This is a genomic window from Paraburkholderia sp. GAS333, assembly GCF_050435665.1.
Taxonomy (GTDB): Bacteria; Pseudomonadota; Gammaproteobacteria; order Burkholderiales; family Burkholderiaceae; genus Paraburkholderia; species Paraburkholderia fungorum_A.
Map to the genome: position 1 here is coordinate 593,215 of NZ_JBNDKS010000001.1, position 19,080 is coordinate 612,294.

At 61.6% G+C, this 19,080-nt stretch carries 19 protein-coding genes; 15 read left to right on the plus strand and 4 right to left on the minus strand.

Annotated features, from left to right (window positions below; translation table 11 throughout):
• Nucleotides 1-5 precede the first annotated feature (5 nt).
• Entirely contained in the window at nt 6-1,115 is a 1,110-nt protein-coding gene (gene moaA / locus ABH945_RS02755) for a GTP 3',8-cyclase MoaA (protein WP_429249642.1), read from the minus strand.
• A gap of 220 nt (nt 1,116-1,335) precedes the next feature.
• On the minus strand, nt 1,336-4,677 hold the full coding sequence (locus tag ABH945_RS02760; RefSeq protein ID WP_429249643.1) for an Rne/Rng family ribonuclease: 3,342 nt from the start codon (nt 4,675-4,677) through the stop codon (nt 1,336-1,338).
• 730 nt (nt 4,678-5,407) lie between these two features.
• Between ABH945_RS02760 and ABH945_RS02765 the strand changes: the two genes are divergently transcribed.
• From ABH945_RS02765 to ABH945_RS02780, 4 genes are read left to right on the plus strand one after another with little or no spacing between them, the layout of a single operon-like run.
• Nucleotides 5,408-6,433: an RluA family pseudouridine synthase gene (locus ABH945_RS02765; protein ID WP_074764952.1), complete on the plus strand. Its 1,026-nt coding sequence runs from the start codon at nt 5,408-5,410 to the stop codon at nt 6,431-6,433.
• The gene (locus ABH945_RS02770) at nt 6,426-7,085 is read left to right on the plus strand and encodes an HAD-IIIA family hydrolase (RefSeq protein WP_429249644.1); all 660 of its coding nucleotides are present in this window, start codon (nt 6,426-6,428) and stop codon (nt 7,083-7,085) included. The genes ABH945_RS02765 and ABH945_RS02770 overlap by 8 nt, the downstream gene beginning before the upstream one ends.
• Entirely contained in the window at nt 7,082-7,480 is a 399-nt protein-coding gene (locus ABH945_RS02775) for a Rieske (2Fe-2S) protein (RefSeq protein ID WP_429249645.1), read from the plus strand. Before ABH945_RS02770 ends, ABH945_RS02775 begins: the two co-directional genes overlap by 4 nt.
• Nucleotides 7,481-7,513: 33 nt before the next feature.
• Complete coding sequence (locus tag ABH945_RS02780; RefSeq protein WP_429249646.1) at nt 7,514-8,518, plus strand: S49 family peptidase; 1,005 nt, start codon at nt 7,514-7,516, stop codon at nt 8,516-8,518.
• A gap of 105 nt (nt 8,519-8,623) precedes the next feature.
• Here the strand turns inward: ABH945_RS02780 and ABH945_RS02785 are convergent, their stop codons facing one another.
• Together ABH945_RS02785 and ABH945_RS02790 are read right to left on the minus strand one after the other, a co-directional pair.
• Nucleotides 8,624-9,343 carry an SAM-dependent methyltransferase gene (locus ABH945_RS02785; protein WP_429249647.1) on the minus strand — a complete coding sequence of 240 codons (720 nt, stop codon included), beginning with the start codon at nt 9,341-9,343 and terminating at the stop codon, nt 8,624-8,626.
• Nucleotides 9,340-9,957 (minus strand): Maf-like protein, encoded by a 618-nt coding sequence (locus ABH945_RS02790; RefSeq protein ID WP_429249648.1) that lies wholly within the window; start codon nt 9,955-9,957, stop codon nt 9,340-9,342. The genes ABH945_RS02785 and ABH945_RS02790 overlap by 4 nt, the downstream gene beginning before the upstream one ends.
• A 279-nt stretch (nt 9,958-10,236) precedes the next feature.
• Between ABH945_RS02790 and ABH945_RS02795 the strand changes: the two genes are divergently transcribed.
• From ABH945_RS02795 to ABH945_RS02845, 11 genes are all read left to right on the plus strand, one after another.
• On the plus strand, nt 10,237-10,881 hold the full coding sequence (locus ABH945_RS02795; RefSeq protein WP_429249649.1) for a DUF177 domain-containing protein: 645 nt from the start codon (nt 10,237-10,239) through the stop codon (nt 10,879-10,881).
• 101 nt (nt 10,882-10,982) lie between these two features.
• Nucleotides 10,983-11,162 (plus strand): 50S ribosomal protein L32, encoded by a 180-nt coding sequence (gene rpmF / locus ABH945_RS02800; protein WP_006051932.1) that lies wholly within the window; start codon nt 10,983-10,985, stop codon nt 11,160-11,162.
• Nucleotides 11,163-11,334: 172 nt separating this feature from the next.
• Nucleotides 11,335-12,441, plus strand: coding sequence for a phosphate acyltransferase PlsX (plsX, locus tag ABH945_RS02805; RefSeq protein ID WP_429249650.1), 1,107 nt, complete (start codon nt 11,335-11,337; stop codon nt 12,439-12,441).
• Nucleotides 12,441-13,430, plus strand: a complete 990-nt coding sequence (locus tag ABH945_RS02810) for a beta-ketoacyl-ACP synthase III (protein WP_429249651.1) — start codon at nt 12,441-12,443, stop codon at nt 13,428-13,430. Before plsX ends, ABH945_RS02810 begins: the two co-directional genes overlap by 1 nt.
• 102 nt (nt 13,431-13,532) lie before the next feature.
• The gene (fabD, locus tag ABH945_RS02815) at nt 13,533-14,468 is read left to right on the plus strand and encodes an ACP S-malonyltransferase (protein WP_429249652.1); all 936 of its coding nucleotides are present in this window, start codon (nt 13,533-13,535) and stop codon (nt 14,466-14,468) included.
• Between the two features lie 104 nt (nt 14,469-14,572).
• Entirely contained in the window at nt 14,573-15,319 is a 747-nt protein-coding gene (fabG, locus tag ABH945_RS02820) for a 3-oxoacyl-ACP reductase FabG (RefSeq protein ID WP_074764933.1), read from the plus strand.
• Nucleotides 15,320-15,474: 155 nt separating this feature from the next.
• The gene (acpP, locus tag ABH945_RS02825) at nt 15,475-15,714 is read left to right on the plus strand and encodes an acyl carrier protein (protein WP_004197638.1); all 240 of its coding nucleotides are present in this window, start codon (nt 15,475-15,477) and stop codon (nt 15,712-15,714) included.
• Nucleotides 15,715-15,933: 219 nt separating this feature from the next.
• Nucleotides 15,934-17,172, plus strand: a complete 1,239-nt coding sequence (gene fabF, locus ABH945_RS02830) for a beta-ketoacyl-ACP synthase II (protein WP_074766510.1) — start codon at nt 15,934-15,936, stop codon at nt 17,170-17,172.
• A gap of 40 nt (nt 17,173-17,212) precedes the next feature.
• Nucleotides 17,213-17,671 (plus strand): protein YgfX, encoded by a 459-nt coding sequence (locus ABH945_RS02835; RefSeq protein ID WP_429249653.1) that lies wholly within the window; start codon nt 17,213-17,215, stop codon nt 17,669-17,671.
• 101 nt (nt 17,672-17,772) lie between these two features.
• Nucleotides 17,773-18,372, plus strand: a complete 600-nt coding sequence (gene rpoE, locus ABH945_RS02840; RefSeq protein WP_006051939.1) for an RNA polymerase sigma factor RpoE — start codon at nt 17,773-17,775, stop codon at nt 18,370-18,372.
• A gap of 82 nt (nt 18,373-18,454) precedes the next feature.
• Nucleotides 18,455-19,078: a sigma-E factor negative regulatory protein gene (locus ABH945_RS02845; protein WP_074764931.1), complete on the plus strand. Its 624-nt coding sequence runs from the start codon at nt 18,455-18,457 to the stop codon at nt 19,076-19,078.
• Nucleotides 19,079-19,080 lie beyond the last annotated feature (2 nt).

Consider the following 19,080-nt stretch of genomic DNA (forward strand, 5'->3'; position numbering starts at 1 on the left):
CCAGATTAGCCGCCGATGTACGACATTTCAACGCGGCGGCCCGCCTGTTCGCGCGCTTGCGCCGCCTGGCTGCCGCGCAACTGCGAATAGCGGTCGCTGCGGCCCTGCCAGATTTCGGCGACGGCGGTGGCGATCTCGGCATCGCTCGCACCACTGCGCAGCAACGCGCGCAAATCGTGACCGGACGACGCGAACAGACACAGGTACAGCTTTCCTTCGGTCGACAGACGGGCACGCGTGCAATCGCTGCAAAACGCACGGGTGACGCTCGAGATCACGCCGATCTCGCCGCCGCCGTCCACGTAGCCCCAGCGCTGGGCGGTCTCGGCGGGACTATGCGCGTCGAGCGGAGCGAGCGGGAAATGCTGGGCGATTCGCGTGACCACGTCGGCGGACGGCAGCACTTCGGTCATGTTCCAGCCGTTCGACGTGCCCACGTCCATATATTCGATGAAGCGCAGCACCGCGCCCGAGCCTTTGAAATGGCTCGCCATCGGCACGATTTCGCTGTCGTTGGTGCCGCGTTTCACCACCATGTTGACCTTGACGGGCGCGAGTCCCACCGCCTGCGCCGCGGCAATGCCGTCGAGCACATCGGCAACCGAGAAGTCGGCGTCGTTCATGCGGCGAAACAGGGTGTCGTCGAGCGCGTCGAGGCTTACCGTGACGCGGGTCAGGCCGGCGTCTTTCAGACTGCGCGCCTTGCGCTCCAGCAGCGAGCCGTTGGTGGTCAGCGTCAGATCGAGCGGGCGGCCGGTTGGCGTGGTCAGTTGCGCGAGCCGCTCGATCAGAAACTCCAGATTCTTGCGCAGTAGCGGTTCGCCACCCGTCAGCCGGATTTTTTCGACGCCATGCGCGACGAAGAGTCGCGCCAGTCGCTCGATTTCCTCGAAGCTGAGCAGGGCGCTATGCGGCAGGAACGCGTAATCCTTGTCGAACACCGCGCGCGGCATGCAATAAACGCAGCGGAAGTTGCAGCGGTCCGTTACCGAAATACGCAGATCACGCAGCGGACGCGACAGCGTGTCATGCAATACGCCGCTAGGCGTTTGCACTGGGCCGGAGATGACCGGCGCCGCGCTGAAATCGGCAACTGGGATGATGCGTCGGGACATGGATTGCTTCGCTTGGTGCTTGCTCTGATGCTTGAATAGAAAGCCAATTATTCATTCTATCGGAAATGCTTCCGATGACAGGCGGGCTTCCGAGCGCGTCGGGTATACGGGGATGGGCATATCCGGGCGCGTTTGGGATTTCGCTCTGCGTCCATCTTCACGCTCATAAAAGCAAAAAGCCCGCCTGTGAAGGCGGGCTTTTTGACTAAGGCAGAGCAGCTTACTGCGGATGCTTGCCCGTTTCGACTTGCTGCATCGGTGCGTTGTCGACCGGCGGCAGCGACTTGCGCTCACGAACCACACGGGCCGGCTTGACGGTTTGTGCAGCTACATCCTGCGCGGCGCGGAGCTTGTCGGCGTCGGTATTCACCCAGACGAGGCCGGCCTGTTCGAGCACGGGCTTCAGGGCTTCAGCCGACACGCTGGCTGCGCGGGGCGCCTGCGTTGCCTGCGGCGCTGCGGCGACAGGCGCCGGCTCGACCACTGCCGGTTCTGCTACCGGAGCAACCGCGACGACTGCAGCCGGTTCTGCTGCTGCGACCGGTTGCGCTTCGACGATCTCGGCTTGCGGCGCCGGCGCAACTGCCGGTGCTTCGACCACGGCGGCCGGAGCCGGTGCAGCCTGCGCTGCGACTACCGGCGCCGGTGCGGCTTGCGCCTCGACAGCCGGGGCCACGACGGGCGCCTGAACCGGAGCTTCGACACGCGCGACCGGTTCGACCAGCGAAACCGTTTCGCTAGCGGCCGGAGCGGCTTGCGCAGCTTCGACCGGCGCGGCGGCTTGTGCCACCGGCTCAACTGCCACCGGCGCAACTGCCACCGGCTCAACTGCAGCCGGAGCTTGTTCGACCGGCACCACGGTTTCCGACTTCGCAGCCTTCTCGACAGCCAGAGCCGGCGTTTCGGCCGACGCGTGCAGTTCGGTCACCACGGCGGTTTCGGTCGCGACAGCGGCAACCACCACTTCCACCGGCGTGACTTCCTGCGCCTTTTCGTTCGATTCGACGACATCGGCCTTGTGCTCGACCGGCTGATGAGCCGCGCGCACCGGTGCTTCATCGCTGACGTTCGACGAGTCGCCTTCGGCTTCCGCAACGTCCGCTGCGAGGTTGCCGTTCACGTCCTCTTCACGCTCACGACGACCACCACGACGGCCGCGACGGCGACGACGACGCTCTTCACCCTCACGCGCCACGGCTTCCTGATCGACTGGAGCACCGTTTTCGCCGAGTGCGGCCTGATTGCGGGCAAGTTCTTCCGCTTGCGCGTCGGTTTGCGTCAGTGCGTCAGCGGTTTCGGCTTGCGGCTTGCGGCGCTCACCACGTTCAGCACGTTCGCCACGCTCACGACGCTCGCCGCGTTCCTGACGTTCGCCACGTTCAGCGCGCTGTGCTGCGCCTTCCGCGGTTTCCGTGCGATCGTTACCACGAGTGTCGCGGTCACGGTTTTCGCGGCCTTCGCGCGGCTCACGAGCCTCGCGCGGTTCACGGCCTTCACGGGCCTCGCGCGGTTCGCGTTGCTCGCGTGCTTCACGCGGCTCACGGTTGCCACGCGGCTCGCGTGCTTCGCGCGGTTCACGGCCTTCGCGTGCCTCACGGCCCTCACGCGGTTCGCGTTCCTGACGTTGCGACGGTTGCTGACCTTGAGCCTGACGACCACCGGTCGCGCCTTCGGTACGGCCTGCCGCATCGCGGCCGGCTGTGCCGCTACGGCGATTGCGGTTGCGGTCGCCGCCGCGTTCGCCGGTGCGCTCACCGCGTTCCGTGCGCTCGCCGCGTTGCGGACGCGCCTGCTTTTCGGTCGTAGCCGGTGCGACAGGAGCGGGAGCCGCCGACTGCACGCCAAACAGGTTCTTCAGCCAGCCGATGAAGCCGCCGGTAGCCGGAGCCACCGCGACCGGAGCCGGGGTTGCCGCCGGACGAACCGGCGCGCTCGGTGCCGGCTTCTCAGGCGTGATGCCCTTGACCGCCGCTTCCTGCTTCGGCTTCACTTCTTCGGTGCGCTTGCTGTAACCCGTTTCCGATTCCAGTTCGCGTGCCGCTTCTTCGGCCATCTTCCACGACGCGCGCGGGTCGTCGAGGCGTGCATCGTCGTGACGCAGGCGCTCGAGCTTGTAATGCGGCGTGTCGAGATGCTTGTTCGGAATCAGGACGACATTGACCTTGAAACGCGACTCGATCTTGTTGATTTCGGCGCGCTTTTCGTTCAACAGGAAGGCGGTCACTTCGACCGGCACCTGGCAATGGATCGCCGCGGTGTTTTCCTTCATCGCTTCTTCCTGAATGATCCGCAGCACTTGCAGCGCGGACGATTCGGTATCGCGGATATGACCCGTGCCGTTACAGCGCGGGCAGGTCACGTGGCTGCCTTCCGACAGCGCCGGACGCAGACGTTGACGCGACAGTTCCATCAAGCCGAAACGCGAAATCTTGCCCATCTGGACGCGCGCACGGTCATGCTTGAGCGCGTCTTTCAGGCGTTGCTCGACTTCACGCTGGCTCTTGGCCGACTCCATGTCGATGAAGTCGATCACGATCAGGCCGCCGAGGTCGCGCAGACGCAACTGGCGAGCGACTTCGTCGGCGGCTTCGAGGTTGGTGCGTGCAGCCGTTTCCTCGATATCGGCGCCCTTGGTGGCGCGTGCCGAGTTCACGTCGATCGCGACCAGCGCTTCGGTGTGGTCGATCACGATTGCGCCGCCCGACGGCAGCGGAACCGTGCGCGAGTACGCCGTTTCGATCTGGTGTTCGATCTGGAAGCGCGAGAAGAGCGGCACGTCGTCGTGATACCGCTTCACCTTGCTGACATTATCCGGCATCACGATATCCATGAAGGCGCGGGCCTGGTCATGGATTTCGGTGGTGTCGATCAGGATTTCGCCGATGTCCGGCTGGAAATAGTCGCGGATCGCGCGGATCACGAGGCTCGACTCGAGATAAATCAGCATCGGCTGACCGTTCGAGCCGCTTTGCGACGCGGCTTCGATCGCGCGCCACAGCTGCATCAGGTAGTTCAGGTCCCACTGCAGCTCTTCGGCGCTGCGGCCAATGCCGGCCGTGCGCGCGATGATGCTCATGCCTTCCGGCAATTGCAGTTGCGCCATGGTTTCGCGCAGTTCCTGACGGTCGTCGCCTTCGATACGGCGCGACACGCCGCCGCCACGCGGGTTATTCGGCATCAGAACCAGATACCGGCCGGCGAGCGAGATGAATGTGGTGAGAGCCGCGCCCTTGTTGCCGCGTTCTTCCTTTTCGACCTGGACGATCAGTTCCTGACCTTCTTTCAGGGCGTCCTGGATACGGGCGGAACGCATGTCGACGCCGTCGCGGAAATACTGACGGGCGACTTCCTTGAACGGCAGAAAACCGTGACGGTCTTCGCCGTAGTTGACGAAGCACGCTTCGAGCGACGGCTCGATGCGGGTGATGATGCCTTTGTAAATATTGCCTTTGCGCTGTTCGCGCCCGGCGGTTTCGATGTCGATATCGATGAGTTTTTGCCCATCGACGATGGCGACGCGCAGTTCTTCCTGCTGCGTCGCGTTGAACAACATTCGTTTCATTGAACGGCTCCAGAGCGGCTTAGCCTGCCTCCGGCTGCGCGGTTGTCAGTCGCGAGAGCCATGAGGGCAGCGGCATGCCGCGCCTTATTGTGTTTTCACAAGCACGCTGGAGCGGGAAAAATGGCGGGAGAATTGCCTGAGAGGGCCCGGCCCCATTAAAAAATGGACGCGAGGCCGCAGGGCACATGCGAACACGGCTTCAAATAATGACCCGACACGCCGCGGGTTCTGCCGGCAGACCTTCATAAGCCTTCGTCCACTCGCGCCGGTGCGCCAACTGGGCGCGTGACCGGAGGGTCGGAGGCTGCGGTCATGCCGCAGCGGGAAGTTCGCGCAGGCGGCGCGTCTTTTCCTGCTGGGGGTGTCTCGCCTCATTTTGACGTCGCCATGTCTTGTACTTTCTACAAGACGCCTCGGGCGCACGCCGTATTTTCGCAACTCGCAGCTTCTACAACTTGGCGTCATACCGCCGGATACCGAAGCTGAAAGTTAAATTCTTTTTGACCAAAATTCCGTTACCGTCGAAGCTGACCTTGACCGAACGCGCCTGTGGGCGCCGTCCCTGCCGGGCACTGACTTCGTGCGTGCAACTTGTTGCATCTCATTTGAGGGTGAGCAACCAGACCCCGGCGCAAGTAAAATAACGGTTTATCGCTTGCACCTGCGCAACCTGCCCGAATTCCGGTCACTGCGCCGGCCGCCGCAGACTGCTGGGCAAATTATATTCAGAATGAAAGAGTTAGGCAAAATATCCCAGAAATCGGTCGCAAGCGACCAGGTCTCCATCATCGAGATCGACGACAGCGCGGCCGGACAGCGCATCGACAACTTCCTCTTGCGCGTCTGTAAAGGCGTGCCCAAGAGCCACATTTATCGAATTCTGCGCAGCGGCGAAGTGCGCGTGAATAAGGGCCGGATAGACGCTCAGTATCGCCTGGAGCTTGGCGATCTGGTGCGCGTGCCGCCTATTCGCGTCGCGCAGCCGAGTGAAGCCGCCGCGCACGCGCATGTGCCGAGTGCGGATTTCAAGATTATTTTTGAAGACGACCACATGCTGGTCATCGACAAACCGGCCGGCGTGGCGGTGCATGGCGGCAGCGGCGTGGCGTTCGGCGTGATCGAGCAAATGCGCGAGGCGCGTCCGCAGGCGAAATTCCTCGAACTGGTGCATCGGCTGGATCGGGAAACCTCCGGCATTCTGATGCTGGCCAAGAAGCGCAGCGCGCTGGTCAACCTGCACGAACAGATCCGCGAGAACAAAATGGACAAACGCTACTTTGCGTGCGTTCATGGCGACTGGGCGGCCGATTGGGGCCGTCGCCGCGCGGTCAAGGCGCCGCTGCACAAGTATCTGACCGCCGACGGAGAGCGCCGCGTGCGCGTGCAGCCGGACGGTCTGGCGTCGCATACGGTGTTCAATCTGATCGACAGCTGGCCGGAGTACGCGTTGCTCGAAGCGGAACTCAAGACGGGCCGCACACATCAGATTCGCGTTCACTTGCAGCATCTGGAACTGCCGATTGTCGGCGATGCAAAATACGGCGACTTCGCGTTGAACAAGGAACTGGCGCGCACCAATGCCAAACCCGGCTTGAAACGCATGTTCCTGCACGCTTACCGGCTGAAGCTCGCGCACCCGGCCACCGGCGTGCCGATTCAGTTCGAGGCGCCGTTGCCGGCCGAGTGCCGCAGCTTCGTCGCGCAGCTCAACGAATTACGAAATGGGTCAAACCCGGAGACAACACCGAATGGCTAGAGAGCAATTTGATCTGATCGTGTTCGATTGGGACGGAACGTTGATGGATTCGACCGCGCACATCGCGCGCAGCATCCAGTCGGCGTGCCGCGATCTTGGTTTGCCAGTGCCCGCGCACGAGGCCGCGAGTTATGTGATCGGCCTCGGCTTGCGCGAGGCGCTGCAGATCGCTGCGCCCACGCTCGATCCGTCCGAATACCCGCGTCTGGCCGAACGTTACCGCTTCCACTATCTGGTGAAGGATCAGACCACGGAGCTTTTTGCCGGCGTCCGCGAAATGTTGCAGGAGCTGCGAGATCAGGGTTATCTGCTGGCGGTGGCGACCGGCAAGAGCCGGGTCGGGCTGAACCGGGCGCTCGACCAGTCGCGTCTGACCAGCCTGTTCGACGGCACCCGTTGTGCCGACGAGACGTTTTCGAAGCCCCATCCGGCCATGCTGCATGAGCTGACTCGCGAACTGGGGCAGGATCCCGCGCGCACGGTGATGGTCGGCGACACGACGCACGATCTGCAAATGGCGATGAACGCGGGCGTCGCGGGCATCGGCGTGACGTATGGCGCACATCCGGCAAATTCGCTGAACGCGATGTCGCCGAAATTCGTGGCGTCGAGTGTGAGCGATTTATCTGGCTGGTTGCGGGACAACGCATGAGCACCCATGCGAGCGAAGCGGAGGCCGTCCGCATTTGCGCGGCGGACGACCTGGTTGACGGCGGCGCAGGCGTGAGGCGCGCGGCCAGGCTGGGAGGCGGCGACGCCGTGGTGTTCTTCGTTCGCTACGACGGCCGTGCATATGGCTATCTGAACCGTTGCGCGCACGTGCCCATGGAACTCGACTGGGCTGAGGGACAGTTCTTCGAATCGTCAGGCTTATACTTGATGTGCGCGACACATGGCGCGATTTACGCGCCTGATACCGGCAAATGCGTGGGTGGCCCGTGCCGGGGCGGCAAATTGCGCCCTGTCTTGGTCGAGGAGCGGGATACGCCGGAAGGCCGCGCCATTTTCTGGCTGCCCGACGGCGAATTGCGCCCTGCCACGCCCTGATTTTTCCCTCTTTTCGATCCTCCACTGCTCCGCATGTCCGACAACCTGACTCCCGACCCAAAAGATCTGTCCCCAACAGGTCGCTCCCGTGTGCCCGCCGATGAACCCGGCTGGGAAAGGGCTGCGCTCGAACGCATTGCAATGGCGGCGATCAATGAGCAACGCGCTGCGCGTCGCTGGAAGATTTTCTTCCGGTTCGTGTTCCTGATCGTATTGATACTCGTCGTATGGGGCGGGCTGGTGTTCTCCGGCGATAAAGTCGCAACCACCGGGCGTCACACTGCAATGGTGTCGCTTGACGGCGAAATCTCCGCTGATACCAATGCGAACGCCGAAGATATCAACACGGCGCTCGAGAGTGCCTTCGACGATGCCGGTACGGCGGGGGTGATCCTGAGCTGCAATAGTCCGGGCGGCAGTCCGGTTCAGGCGGGCATCATCTACAACGAAATTCGGCGATTGCGTGTCAAATATCCGTCAATTCCGCTTTACGTCGTAGTGGGTGATATGTGCGCGTCGGGCGGTTACTACGCGGCGGCGGCGGCTGACAAGATTTACGTCGATAAGGCAAGCATCGTCGGATCTATCGGCGTGTTGATGGACAGTTTCGGCTTCACCGGTTTGATGGATAAGCTGGGCGTTGAGCGTCGCCTGCACACATCGGGTGAGAACAAGGGCTTTTTCGATCCGTTCTCGCCAGAAACGCCGAAGATGGACGCACATGCCCAAGACATGCTCGATCAGATTCACGCGCAATTCATCGACGCGGTACGCCAGGGGCGGGGCAAGCGTCTGCATGAAACGCCCGACATGTTCTCCGGTCTGTTCTGGACGGGTCAGAAGAGTGTGGAGTTGGGCCTCGCCGACGATTTCGGCGACGCCGACTATGTAGCGCGTGAGCTTTTCAAGGCGCCGGATATCGTCGACTACACGGTAAAGGAGAGCATTACCGACCGCGTGGCACGTAAGTTCGGTGCGGCGGTGGGTAACGGGGCAGTACACGCAATGGCGCTCGGCGGGAAGTTGAGCCTGCGTTAATCGGTGTGACAGCGAAAAAGCCCCGCGCAATCAATCGAATTGATCGCGCGGGGCTTTTTGTTTGTTGTTTGGATTTTGGTGTGTTTATCGCCGATTCGGCGCCGATCAGACGGCTAAAATCAGGAAAATAGCCGGTCGCTTATGCAGATCGATCGCTGACTTCTTCTTCCAGTCGGCGACAGTGCGGCTGGCGATCGTCTCTGTTTCCAGGGTTAAATCAACCGCGACGCAAACCAGCGTGGACGGCGCGCAAGTCGCCAGTAAAGTGTCGAGCAGCGCGCGATTCCGATAGGGCGTCTCGATAAAAATCTGCGTTTGCTTGCCCTTGCGCGATTGCTGCTCCAGGTCGCGCAGACGCTTTGCGCGTTCAGCGGCATCGACCGGCAGGTAGCCGTGAAACGCAAAACTTTGACCGTTGAGTCCGGACGCCATCAAGGCCAGCAGAATCGAGCTCGGTCCGACAAACGGTACGACCTTCACGCCGCGCTCGTGTGCGCGACGCACCAGTAGCGCGCCCGGGTCGGCAACCGCCGGACACCCGGCTTCGGAAACGAGGCCGGCGTCGGTGCCGGCCAGTAGGGGAGCCAGCAGCTTGTCGATCTCACCAACCGGCGTGTTGACGTTCAGTTCCCTAATTTCGATTTCCTGAATCGGCCGCTCGGTGCCGACCTTCTTCAGAAAAGCGCGTGTGGTTTTCGCGTTTTCGCCGATGTAGTAGTGCAATGAAGCTGCGCGGGCGCGCACGGGGGCGGGGAGAACGGCGCCGAGCGCGTCGGCATCACCCTCGCCGAGCGTGTTTGGAATCAGATAGAGCGTGCCGCTCATTGCGCCTCCAGAATTGGATAGCCGGCTGCCAGCAGCATGCTCGACAGGGTAATTAGCGGTAGGCCGACGAGCGCGGTGGGGTCGTCGGAGTGGATGGCTTCGAGTAATGCAATGCCGAGGCCTTCGGATTTCGCGCTACCCGCGACGTCGTAAGGCGTTTCGGCTCGCAAATAGGCTTCCAGGGCCGCGTCCGGCAGGTTGCGGAACTGAACGCGGGTGATTACATCCGCAGTTTGTACGGTACCGGCCGCGCTGTCGAACAGGCATAGGGCACTATGAAACAGCACTTCGCGGCCGCGCATTGCCTGTAACTGGGCGAGCGCCTTTTCGTGCGTGCCGGGTTTGCCGATCTGCAGGCCGTCATACGTGGCGACCTGATCGGAGCCGATCACGAGCGCGGATTCATTTTTGCCGAGTTCGCTCGCCACTTTGCGCGCTTTGGCTTCTGCGAGCCGCAATGCTGTGACTTCGGGCGTTTCGCCGGCGTGCGGAGTTTCGTCGATCGCGGGAACGACGACATCGAAAGGCGCGCGCAGGCGCTCGAGCAGTTCGCGACGATACGGCGAACTCGACGCCAGAATCAGGCGCGGCGGGCGATTGGGGGAATCTGGCATGGTCAACCAACGGCTAGAAAGACAGGGCGTACGGGCTTGCGCGGAGTGCGCACGCATACGGGCTTAAGTGTTTGACTCGAAAAGACAAAACAGATATGATTTCGGGCTTTTCATCAGTATGCTTCCGCTTAGGCGGGTCTCGGTGCGTTCAATCAGGCTTCGTTATGAGCCTTGTTGAATCCAGCGCCGCGGCTTGGCGGGTAGGCTTGCAAACCGGTTTTACCTCGCGGCTTATCGCGGTTTAGCCCCGGCGAAATTCTCGCCGACGCAGGAGCGCACATGACTCAACATCCTGGCAACCCTGCTGGTCCGTCCGACCCGCATGAAATCGATCTGTTCGAATTTGCGCGGAGTGGGCGTCAGGCCGCGGGTGTCGTGCGCGTCTCGCAACTGCCGCGCATGTTAAACGAAGTCCCGGCAGAAGCGCCAGAGCGCGATACCGCGTTCACCTGGCAAGCCGAAGGAGCGACGCAGCCGGAGTTGCAGGATGACGGCACTGAGGGTCCCCAGCCGTATTTGAGGTTGGCGATTCACGGCGCGGCATGGCTCGAATGCCAACGGTGCATGACACCGTATTCGCAGCCGTTCAACGTCGATGCAACTTACCGGGTCGTCAACACTGAGGCGGAAGCCGAAGAGTTTCCGCTCGACGAGGATGAAGTCGAAGTGATCGTGGGCTCGCGCCAGTTCGATCTCATCGACTTGATCGAAGAAGAGTTGCTGCTTTCCTTGCCACTCGTGCCCAAACACGAGGTTTGTCCCGAAGTGCACGAGAGCCTCGTCTCTGGTGTGGCCGGTGCCGAAGGCGAGGGCGACGAAGCTGCGTTCGACGAAGCCAGTGAGGGCGATGAGCCCGAGCGGCCCAATCCGTTCGCGGCGCTCGAAAGTCTGAAGCGCGGTGAGCCGGGCGACAAGAAGCACTGAACAGTTGCAGGGAAGCGCGAGGCGGGCGCATTGGCCATTCGGCCTATGGCGGACACCGTATCGGGCTGTGTTAGAATTCGGAAAATTTTTAGGAGTTAGTCATGGCAGTTCAGCAAAACAAGAAGTCGCCGTCCAAGCGCGGCATGCACCGTTCGCACGATTTCCTGACGGCAGCGCCGCTGGCCGTGGAACCGAGCACGGGTGAAGTGCATCTGCGTCACCACGTTAGCCCGAATGGCTACTATCGCGGTAAGAAAGTCGTCAAGACGAAGAACGACTAATCGTTTCACTGCGTTGCGCCCTTTGGCGTTTCGCGTGGCGATCGGCTCGCTTGACATTTTCCCGGCTCGGCAAAAAGGCGGCATTCGTTTGCCGCTTTTTTGTGTCGATCGCAATTGGCGCCCTGGCGCTTGTCGCGGTCCCATTCAGGGCGCCTGAAATTCGTCGCACTCCATGACAGTAAAGCTCACGATAGATTGCATGGGAGGCGACCACGGCCCGTCCGTGACCGTTCCCGCAGCCGTTAACTTCGTGCGTTCGCATCCCGACGCACAATTGCTGCTCGTCGGCATTGAAAGTGCGATTAGTGCGCAGTTAAAGAAGTTAAAGGCGCAAGACCTGCCAGCGCTGACTGTCGTACCCGCATCCGAGATCGTCGCCATGGACGATCCGGTCGAGGTCGCGCTGCGCAAGAAAAAAGATTCGTCCATGCGCGTGGCGCTGAACCGCGTCAAGGAAGGCGAGGCGGAAGCCTGCATTTCCGCCGGCAACACCGGCGCGCTGATGGCGGTCTCGCGTTATGTGCTGAAAACGCTGTCGGGCATTGAACGCCCGGCCATCGCGTTCGCCATGCCTAATCCCATTGGCTATACCACGATGCTCGACCTGGGCGCCAACGTCGACTGCGAGCCGCAGCATCTGCTGCAGTTCGCCGAGATGGGGCATGCGCTCGTGTCGGCGATCGAAGGTAAGGAGCGGCCTACCATCGGGCTGCTCAACATCGGCGAAGAAGTTATCAAGGGTAACGACACCATCAAACGTGCCGGCGAACTGCTGCGCGCGAGTACACTTAACTTTCACGGCAACGTTGAAGGTAACGACATCTTCAAAGGTACGGTCGACGTCATCGTTTGCGACGGTTTTGTCGGCAATGTCGCGCTGAAGACGTCGGAAGGTCTCGCGCAGATGCTGTCCAACATCATCAAGGAAGAGTTCGGCCGTTCGTGGCTCACCAAGGTGATGGCGGTGCTGGCATTGCCAGTATTGATGCGCTTCAAGAAGCGCGTCGATCATCGGCAATATAACGGCGCTGCGCTGCTCGGTCTGCGCGGACTGGTGATCAAAAGCCACGGCTCCGCCGATGCCTACGGGTTTGAGTGGGCTATCAAACGCGGGTATGATGCCGTCAAAAACGGCGTGCTGGAGCGCCTTGCGCGAGCGATGGAAGAGAACGCGGGTTCTCTCGAACAGGCCGCGCGGGATGCAAGCGGCGCGGGTAACGCAAGCCCGATTGCCGGCCAGCCTGCCGAGCCCTACGCTGCGCAATCCTCGAAGGCATAATGGCTCAATCCACAATTTATTCCCGCGTGCTGGGCACCGGCAGCTATCTGCCGCCCAACCGCGTCACCAATCAGGATCTGGCTGAACGTCTCGCCAGACAAGGCGTCGAGACGAGCGACGAATGGATCGTTGCCCGCACCGGTATCCATTCGCGCCATTTCGCCGACCCTGATGTCACGACCAGCGATCTCGCCCTGATCGCGTCGCAGCGCGCGATCGAAGCAGCGGACATCGATCCGCAGTCCATCGATCTGATCATCGTCGCCACCTCCACGCCGGACTTCGTGTTCCCGAGCACGGCCTGCCTGTTGCAGAACAAGCTCGGCATCAAGAACCACGGCGCAGCGTTCGACGTGCAAGCCGTCTGTTCCGGTTTTGCGTATGCGGTCGCGACGGCGGACAGCTTCATTCGCAGCGGCCAGCATCGCACGGCGCTCGTGATCGGCGCGGAAACTTTCTCGCGCATCCTCGACTTCAACGATCGCACCACCTGCGTGCTGTTCGGCGACGGCGCGGGCGCGGTAATCCTGCAGGCGTCCGAGGAACCAGGCGTGCTCGCCAGCGCATTGCACGCCGACGGCAGCCACTCGAACATTCTCTGCACGCCGGGTAACGTGAACGGGGGCGTGGTCGCCGGCAGCGCGTTCCTGCACATGGACGGCCAGGCGGTGTTCAAGCTCGCCGTCAACGTGCTCGAAAAAGTCGCTGTCGAAGCGCTCGAAAAAGCCAATCTGAAAGCGGAGCAGATCGACTGGCTGATTCCGCATCAGGCCAATATCCGCATCATGCAAAGCACTTGCCGCAAGCTCGGCTTGCCGCAGGAACGCATGGTCGTCACGGTGGGCGAGCACGGCAATACGTCGGCTGCGTCCATTCCGCTCGCATTTGACGTCGCAGTGCGCGACGGCCGCATCAAGCGCGGCCAGAACGTGCTGATCGAAGGCGTCGGCGGCGGCTTCACGTGGGGCGCGTCGGTTATCCGCTACTGATAGCGGCGACGCATCGACGGGCGCCGTTTGCGGCGTCCGCGCTCCGGCGCGAGTTCGCGCCGTGCAGCACCCACATCTGACTAATCCGATTTAGGGGACGATATGAAATTTGCGTTCGTTTTTCCTGGGCAAGGTTCGCAGACCGTCGGCATGCTCAACGCATTTGCCGATCACGCGATCGTGCGTGAGACGGTTCAGGAAGCGTCTGACGCGCTCAATCAGGATCTCGGCAAGCTGATCGCCGAGGGCCCTGCCGACGATCTGAACCTCACCACCAACACCCAACCCGTCATGCTGACCGCCGCGTACGCGATTTATCGCGCGTGGGAGAAGGCGGGCGGCCCGAAGCCGGCTATCGTCGCCGGCCATAGCCTCGGCGAATACACCGCGCTGGTCGCGGCGGGCGCGATTGCATTCCGCGACGCTGTGCCGCTGGTGCGCTTTCGTGCTCAGGCGATGCAAACAGCAGTGCCGGTCGGCGAAGGCGGTATGGCCGCGATTCTCGGTCTCGACGACGACACCGTGCGCGCGGTTTGCGCCGAAGCTTCGGTGGCAGGAGTTGTCGAGGCGGTGAATTTCAATGCGCCGGCTCAGGTCGTGATCGCGGGCCATAAGGCGGCGGTTGAAAAAGCGTGCGAGGTGGCGAAGGCGAAGGGCGCGAAGCGTGCGTTGCCGTTGCCGGTGTCGGCACCGTTCCACTCGTCGCTGCTCAAGCCGGCGTCGGACCAGTTGCGCGAATATCTGGCGAGCGTCAATGTGCAGGTGCCGGCTATTCCCGTCATCAATAACGTCGACGTCGCTATCGTCAACGAGCCGGCCGGAATCAAGGATGCGCTGGTGCGCCAGGCGGCCGGCGCCGTGCGTTGGGTCGAAAGCGTTCAGGCAATCGCGGCGCAGGGCGTTACGCACGTGATCGAATGCGGTCCGGGCAAGGTTTTGTCGGGTTTGACCAAGCGGATCGACGGCAATCTGGTCGGCGCTTCGGTGTTCGATCCGGCATCGCTCGAAGAAACCCTCAAGCTCGTGACCGCAGGCTGAAGGCCGTGCCGACGGCAGGCGCCGGGTTGACTGGCGGCTGCAAACGGCACTGCGCTTCAGCATCAGGAATCAATCAGCCCTCCGAAGGGCATTCGGACTGACAGATGGAAAAGACTCTCGACAAGCAGATTGCAATCGTGACCGGTGCGTCGCGCGGCATTGGCCGTGCAATCGCCATGGAACTGGCGCGCCAGGGCGCGACGGTGATCGGTACGGCGACCAGCGAAAGCGGCGCTGCCGCCATCACTGAAGCATTTAACGCAGCTGGCGTGAACGGCCGCGGTGCCGTGCTCAATGTGAACGATTCGGCTGCAGTGGATGCGCTGATCGACGGTACGGTTAAGGAGTTCGGCGCGCTGAACGTGTTGGTGAACAACGCCGGCATCACGCAGGATCAGCTCGCCATGCGCATGAAGGACGACGACTGGGACGCGGTGATCGACACCAACCTGCGTTCGGTGTTCCGTCTGTCGCGCGCAGTGCTTCGCCCGATGATGAAGGCGAAGGGCGGTCGCATCATCAACATCACGTCGGTGGTCGGCTCGTCCGGCAACCCTGGCCAGATCAACTACGCTGCAGCAAAAGCGGGCGTTGCAGGGATGACGCGCTCGCTCGCACGCGAGATCGGCAGCCGCGGCATCACCGTGAATTGCGTTGCACCGGGCTTTATCGATACCGACATGACCAAAGGTCTTCCGGAAGAGCAGCAGACCGCGTTGAAGACGCAGATTCCGCTGGGCCGCCTGGGCAGCCCGGACGATATCGCGCACGCTGTCGCGTTCCTCGCATCGCCGCAAGCGGGCTATATCACCGGCACTACGCTGCATGTGAACGGCGGAATGTACATGTAGTAACCAATTTCGGTTACTATCCGCGCCTTGATGCGTTTGCAAAAGCGTAAGGCGCATGCCTTGACAGGAACCCGACGCGCCGCTTTTTTGCCGGGTCAAACCTGATAAAATGCGCGCACCTGTATTTTTGAACTTCTTTTCCCTTGGAGGGGTTAATGGACAATATCGAACAGCGCGTCAAGAAGATCGTCGCAGAACAACTGGGCGTTGCAGAAGCTGAGATCAAGAACGAAGCTTCGTTCGTGAACGACCTCGGCGCCGACTCGCTCGACACCGTTGAGCTCGTGATGGCCCTCGAAGACGAATTCGGCATGGAAATTCCGGATGAAGAAGCCGAGAAGATCACCACCGTTCAGCAAGCGATCGACTACGCTCGCGCGAACGTCAAGGCCTAAAGTCATTCGCGCCTGCGTTTCTGCGTTGGTGGCGTATGACGCCCTGCCGTGTCGCTTGCCGACGCCAGCAGGGTTGGCGCTTTTTGCCGTGCAGGAGCCTGCGATGTTGACAGCGCAACTTTCCGCGCGATTGCCGACTTAACAGCCACAGGGCACACAGGGCAAATTCCTGTGGCCGCTGTGGCTTTTGCTTTTGTCATCTATGAAAAAGGGGTTACCGTGAGCCGCCGTCGTGTTGTTGTTACAGGCCTGGGGCTGATTTCGCCTGTTGGCAATAATGTTGCCGACGGCTGGGCCAATCTGGTCGCCGGCAAGTCGGGTATTGCCAATATCACGAAGTTCGATGCGTCGAACTTCTCGACTCGTTTTGCCGGCGAGGTGAAGGGCTTCAATATCGAGGACTACATCCCCGGTAAGGAAGCACGCCATATGGATACGTTCATCCATTACGGCGTGGCTGCAGGCATCCAGGCGATGCAGGACAGCGGCCTCGAAGTCACCGACGAGAATTCGGAGCGTATCGGCGTAATCGTCGGTTCGGGCATCGGCGGTCTGCCGATGATCGAAGTGACGCAAACCGAACTGCTCAACCGCGGTCCGCGCCGTATTTCGCCGTTCTTCGTGCCGGCATCGATCATCAATATGATCTCCGGCCACCTGTCCATCAAGTTCGGCATCAAGGGTCCGAATCTCGCCATCGTGACTGCATGTACCACGGGTCTGCATTGCATCGGCGAGGCTTCGCGCCTGATCGAATATGGTGACGCCGACGTGATGATCGCGGGCGGTGCGGAATCCACCGTGTCGCCGCTCGGTATCGGCGGCTTTGCGGCGGCGCGCGCGCTGTCGCAACGCAACGACGATCCGGCCACCGCGAGCCGTCCATGGGACAAGGATCGCGACGGTTTCGTGCTGGGCGAGGGCGCCGGCGTGATGGTGCTCGAAGAGTACGAACACGCGAAGGCACGCGGCGCGAAGATTTACGCCGAAGTCAGCGGCTATGGGATGAGCGGCGACGCGTATCATATGACCGCGCCACTGGAAGACGGCGATGGCGCACGCCGCTGCATGCTGGCCGCGTTGAAGAACGCGGGCATCAATGCGGATCAGGTGAACTACCTGAACGCGCACGGTACGTCCACGCCGCTCGGCGATCTGGCTGAAACGACCGGCATCAAGCGCGCATTCGGTGACCACGCCAAAGACATGGTCGTGAACTCGACCAAGTCGATGACGGGTCACCTGCTGGGCGGCGCTGGCGGTCTGGAATCGGTGTTCACCGTGCTGGCCGTGCACAACCAGGTGTCGCCGCCGACCATCAACATCTTCAATCAGGATCCGGCCTGCGATCTCGATTACTGCGCAAACACCGCGCGGGAGATGAAGATCGACGTCGCGCTGAAGAACTCGTTCGGGTTCGGCGGCACGAACGGCACGTTGGTGTTCAAGCGCGCCTGATCGCCAGTAACGGGTGACGCGTCAGTCGACGACGCCGGCTTTGCCGGCGCTTCCCTCCGAATCGGCACCGTTCGAAAGAGCGGCGCAGCGAATTGTGCTGCGCCGCTCTTTTCTTATGCGCGCCGCGTTGGGGATAGTCGTTCTGATTGCGATCCTGGCCGTCTACAGCGTCGCCGCGCCGCGGTTAGGCGCATGGCAGGCGGTTCCGTTGACGCTTGCCGTGGCGGCCTTGCTCGCGCTTGGCGCGGCACGACACAAGCGCGTACAGCCCGTAGCACTGAAAATCGACCGGGACGGATTGTCCGCGTGGAATCGGGCGGGCGCGCTGCTGGTTCAAGGCCGTATTTCCGGCTGCTCCCAGTGGAGCAACCGTCTGTTAATTCTGGCGCTCGTGCAGGAGGATGGCCGTAAGCGCTCGCTGCTACTCACCGCCGACGCATTGCCGGCCGGCGCTTTCCGCGAACTGTCGGTGCTCGGCCGTCGCGGCGCCGGTGCCTGACTGTAACGACTGTAACCGCTGTTACCGGAGTAACGTGCCCCAATGATGGGGACGCTACAATGGTCCCCCGCCATGCGGCCTATAGTTAACGGATTTATCAGGTGAGCGAAAAAGAAATTGACCAGGTGCTGGTCGAGCGCGTTCAGAAAGGTGACAAGGCCGCGTTCGAGCTTCTGGTCTCCAAATACCACCGCAAGATTCTCCGGCTGATCTCGCGTCTCGTTCGCGACCCGGCCGAAGTGGAAGACGTGGCGCAGGATGCCTTTATCAAGGCATATCGGGCGTTGCCGCAGTTTCGCGGGGAATCGGCGTTTTATACGTGGTTGTACCGGATTGCGGTCAACACGGCAAAGAACTACCTTGCCACCCAGGGGCGTCGCGCACCGACCTCGACCGAAGCAGATGCTGAAGAAGCTGAAACTTTCTCCGACGCCGACCAACTAAGGGATATCAACACGCCTGAGTCGATGTTGATGAGCAAGCAGATCGCTGAGACGGTCAATGCTGCGATGGCGGTTTTACCGGAAGAGTTGCGCACCGCCATTACTCTTCGTGAAATTGAAGGTTTGAGCTACGAGGAAATCGCCGAAATGATGGGTTGCCCAATTGGCACAGTCAGATCACGAATTTTCCGCGCTCGCGAAGCCATTGCGGCAAAATTGCGTCCGTTGCTTGACACACCTGAGGGCAAGCGCTGGTAAACACCAGCCGGCCAGCCGGGGCACGGGTGCAATATCTGGATTAGTGGTGTCACTACGGGGTATTCGTAAGATGGGGAGCATCATGGGGTCGGTCTCGATGCAATCGCAAGCCAGCTCGCGCGGCGAGCGTCTGTCCGCTTTTGTCGACGGTGAGCTGTTCGGCGAAGAGCATTTGAATCTGGACAAGTTTATTTCCGAGCTGGACGGTGCAGATCGCACTGCCTGGTCGGCTTATCACCTGATCGGCGATGCATTGCGCTCCGACGATCTGGCAATCAGAACCGAGGCAAGCAGCGCGTTCATGAGCGGTTTCGCCGCTCGTTTCGACAACGAGCCGCATGTGCTCGCGCCTGCCGCCATGCCGGTCGCGCGTCGTCTGCTGGCATTGCGCCGCCGGGTCGTGCCGGCTTTCGCTGTCGCCGCTGCCGCTGCTACGTTGACCTGGATTGTCGTGCCGCAACTTCAGGGCGTGCCGGGAGTGCCGGGTTCGCAGATCGCGTCGATCCAGTCGCACGGCGATTCGCTGCAACGCGTGGCAATGGCGCCGGCTACCAACGTCCAACCGGTCGCGCAAGATGCCAACATCATTCGTGACGCCAGTCTCGATCAATATCTGGAAGCTCACCAGCAATTCGCTCAGCAACCGGTTATGCCGGGTTCGATGCCGCTGATTCGCGCTGCCGCTGTTTCTACGCAAGGCCAATAGTT

What these genes read in the sequence shown, in the direction of transcription:
- moaA (WP_429249642.1), bottom strand. Translation starts at nt 1,115, where the DNA reads ATGTCCCGACGCATCATCCCAGTTGCCGATTTCAGCGCGGCGCCGGTC.
- ABH945_RS02760 (WP_429249643.1), bottom strand. Translation starts at nt 4,677, where the DNA reads ATGAAACGAATGTTGTTCAACGCGACGCAGCAGGAAGAACTGCGCGTC.
- ABH945_RS02765 (WP_074764952.1), top strand. Translation starts at nt 5,408, where the DNA reads ATGAAAGAGTTAGGCAAAATATCCCAGAAATCGGTCGCAAGCGACCAG.
- ABH945_RS02770 (WP_429249644.1), top strand. Translation starts at nt 6,426, where the DNA reads ATGGCTAGAGAGCAATTTGATCTGATCGTGTTCGATTGGGACGGAACG.
- ABH945_RS02775 (WP_429249645.1), top strand. Translation starts at nt 7,082, where the DNA reads ATGAGCACCCATGCGAGCGAAGCGGAGGCCGTCCGCATTTGCGCGGCG.
- ABH945_RS02780 (WP_429249646.1), top strand. Translation starts at nt 7,514, where the DNA reads ATGTCCGACAACCTGACTCCCGACCCAAAAGATCTGTCCCCAACAGGT.
- ABH945_RS02785 (WP_429249647.1), bottom strand. Translation starts at nt 9,343, where the DNA reads ATGAGCGGCACGCTCTATCTGATTCCAAACACGCTCGGCGAGGGTGAT.
- ABH945_RS02790 (WP_429249648.1), bottom strand. Translation starts at nt 9,957, where the DNA reads ATGCCAGATTCCCCCAATCGCCCGCCGCGCCTGATTCTGGCGTCGAGT.
- ABH945_RS02795 (WP_429249649.1), top strand. Translation starts at nt 10,237, where the DNA reads ATGACTCAACATCCTGGCAACCCTGCTGGTCCGTCCGACCCGCATGAA.
- rpmF (WP_006051932.1), top strand. Translation starts at nt 10,983, where the DNA reads ATGGCAGTTCAGCAAAACAAGAAGTCGCCGTCCAAGCGCGGCATGCAC.
- plsX (WP_429249650.1), top strand. Translation starts at nt 11,335, where the DNA reads ATGACAGTAAAGCTCACGATAGATTGCATGGGAGGCGACCACGGCCCG.
- ABH945_RS02810 (WP_429249651.1), top strand. Translation starts at nt 12,441, where the DNA reads ATGGCTCAATCCACAATTTATTCCCGCGTGCTGGGCACCGGCAGCTAT.
- fabD (WP_429249652.1), top strand. Translation starts at nt 13,533, where the DNA reads ATGAAATTTGCGTTCGTTTTTCCTGGGCAAGGTTCGCAGACCGTCGGC.
- fabG (WP_074764933.1), top strand. Translation starts at nt 14,573, where the DNA reads ATGGAAAAGACTCTCGACAAGCAGATTGCAATCGTGACCGGTGCGTCG.
- acpP (WP_004197638.1), top strand. Translation starts at nt 15,475, where the DNA reads ATGGACAATATCGAACAGCGCGTCAAGAAGATCGTCGCAGAACAACTG.
- ABH945_RS02845 (WP_074764931.1), top strand. Translation starts at nt 18,455, where the DNA reads ATGGGGTCGGTCTCGATGCAATCGCAAGCCAGCTCGCGCGGCGAGCGT.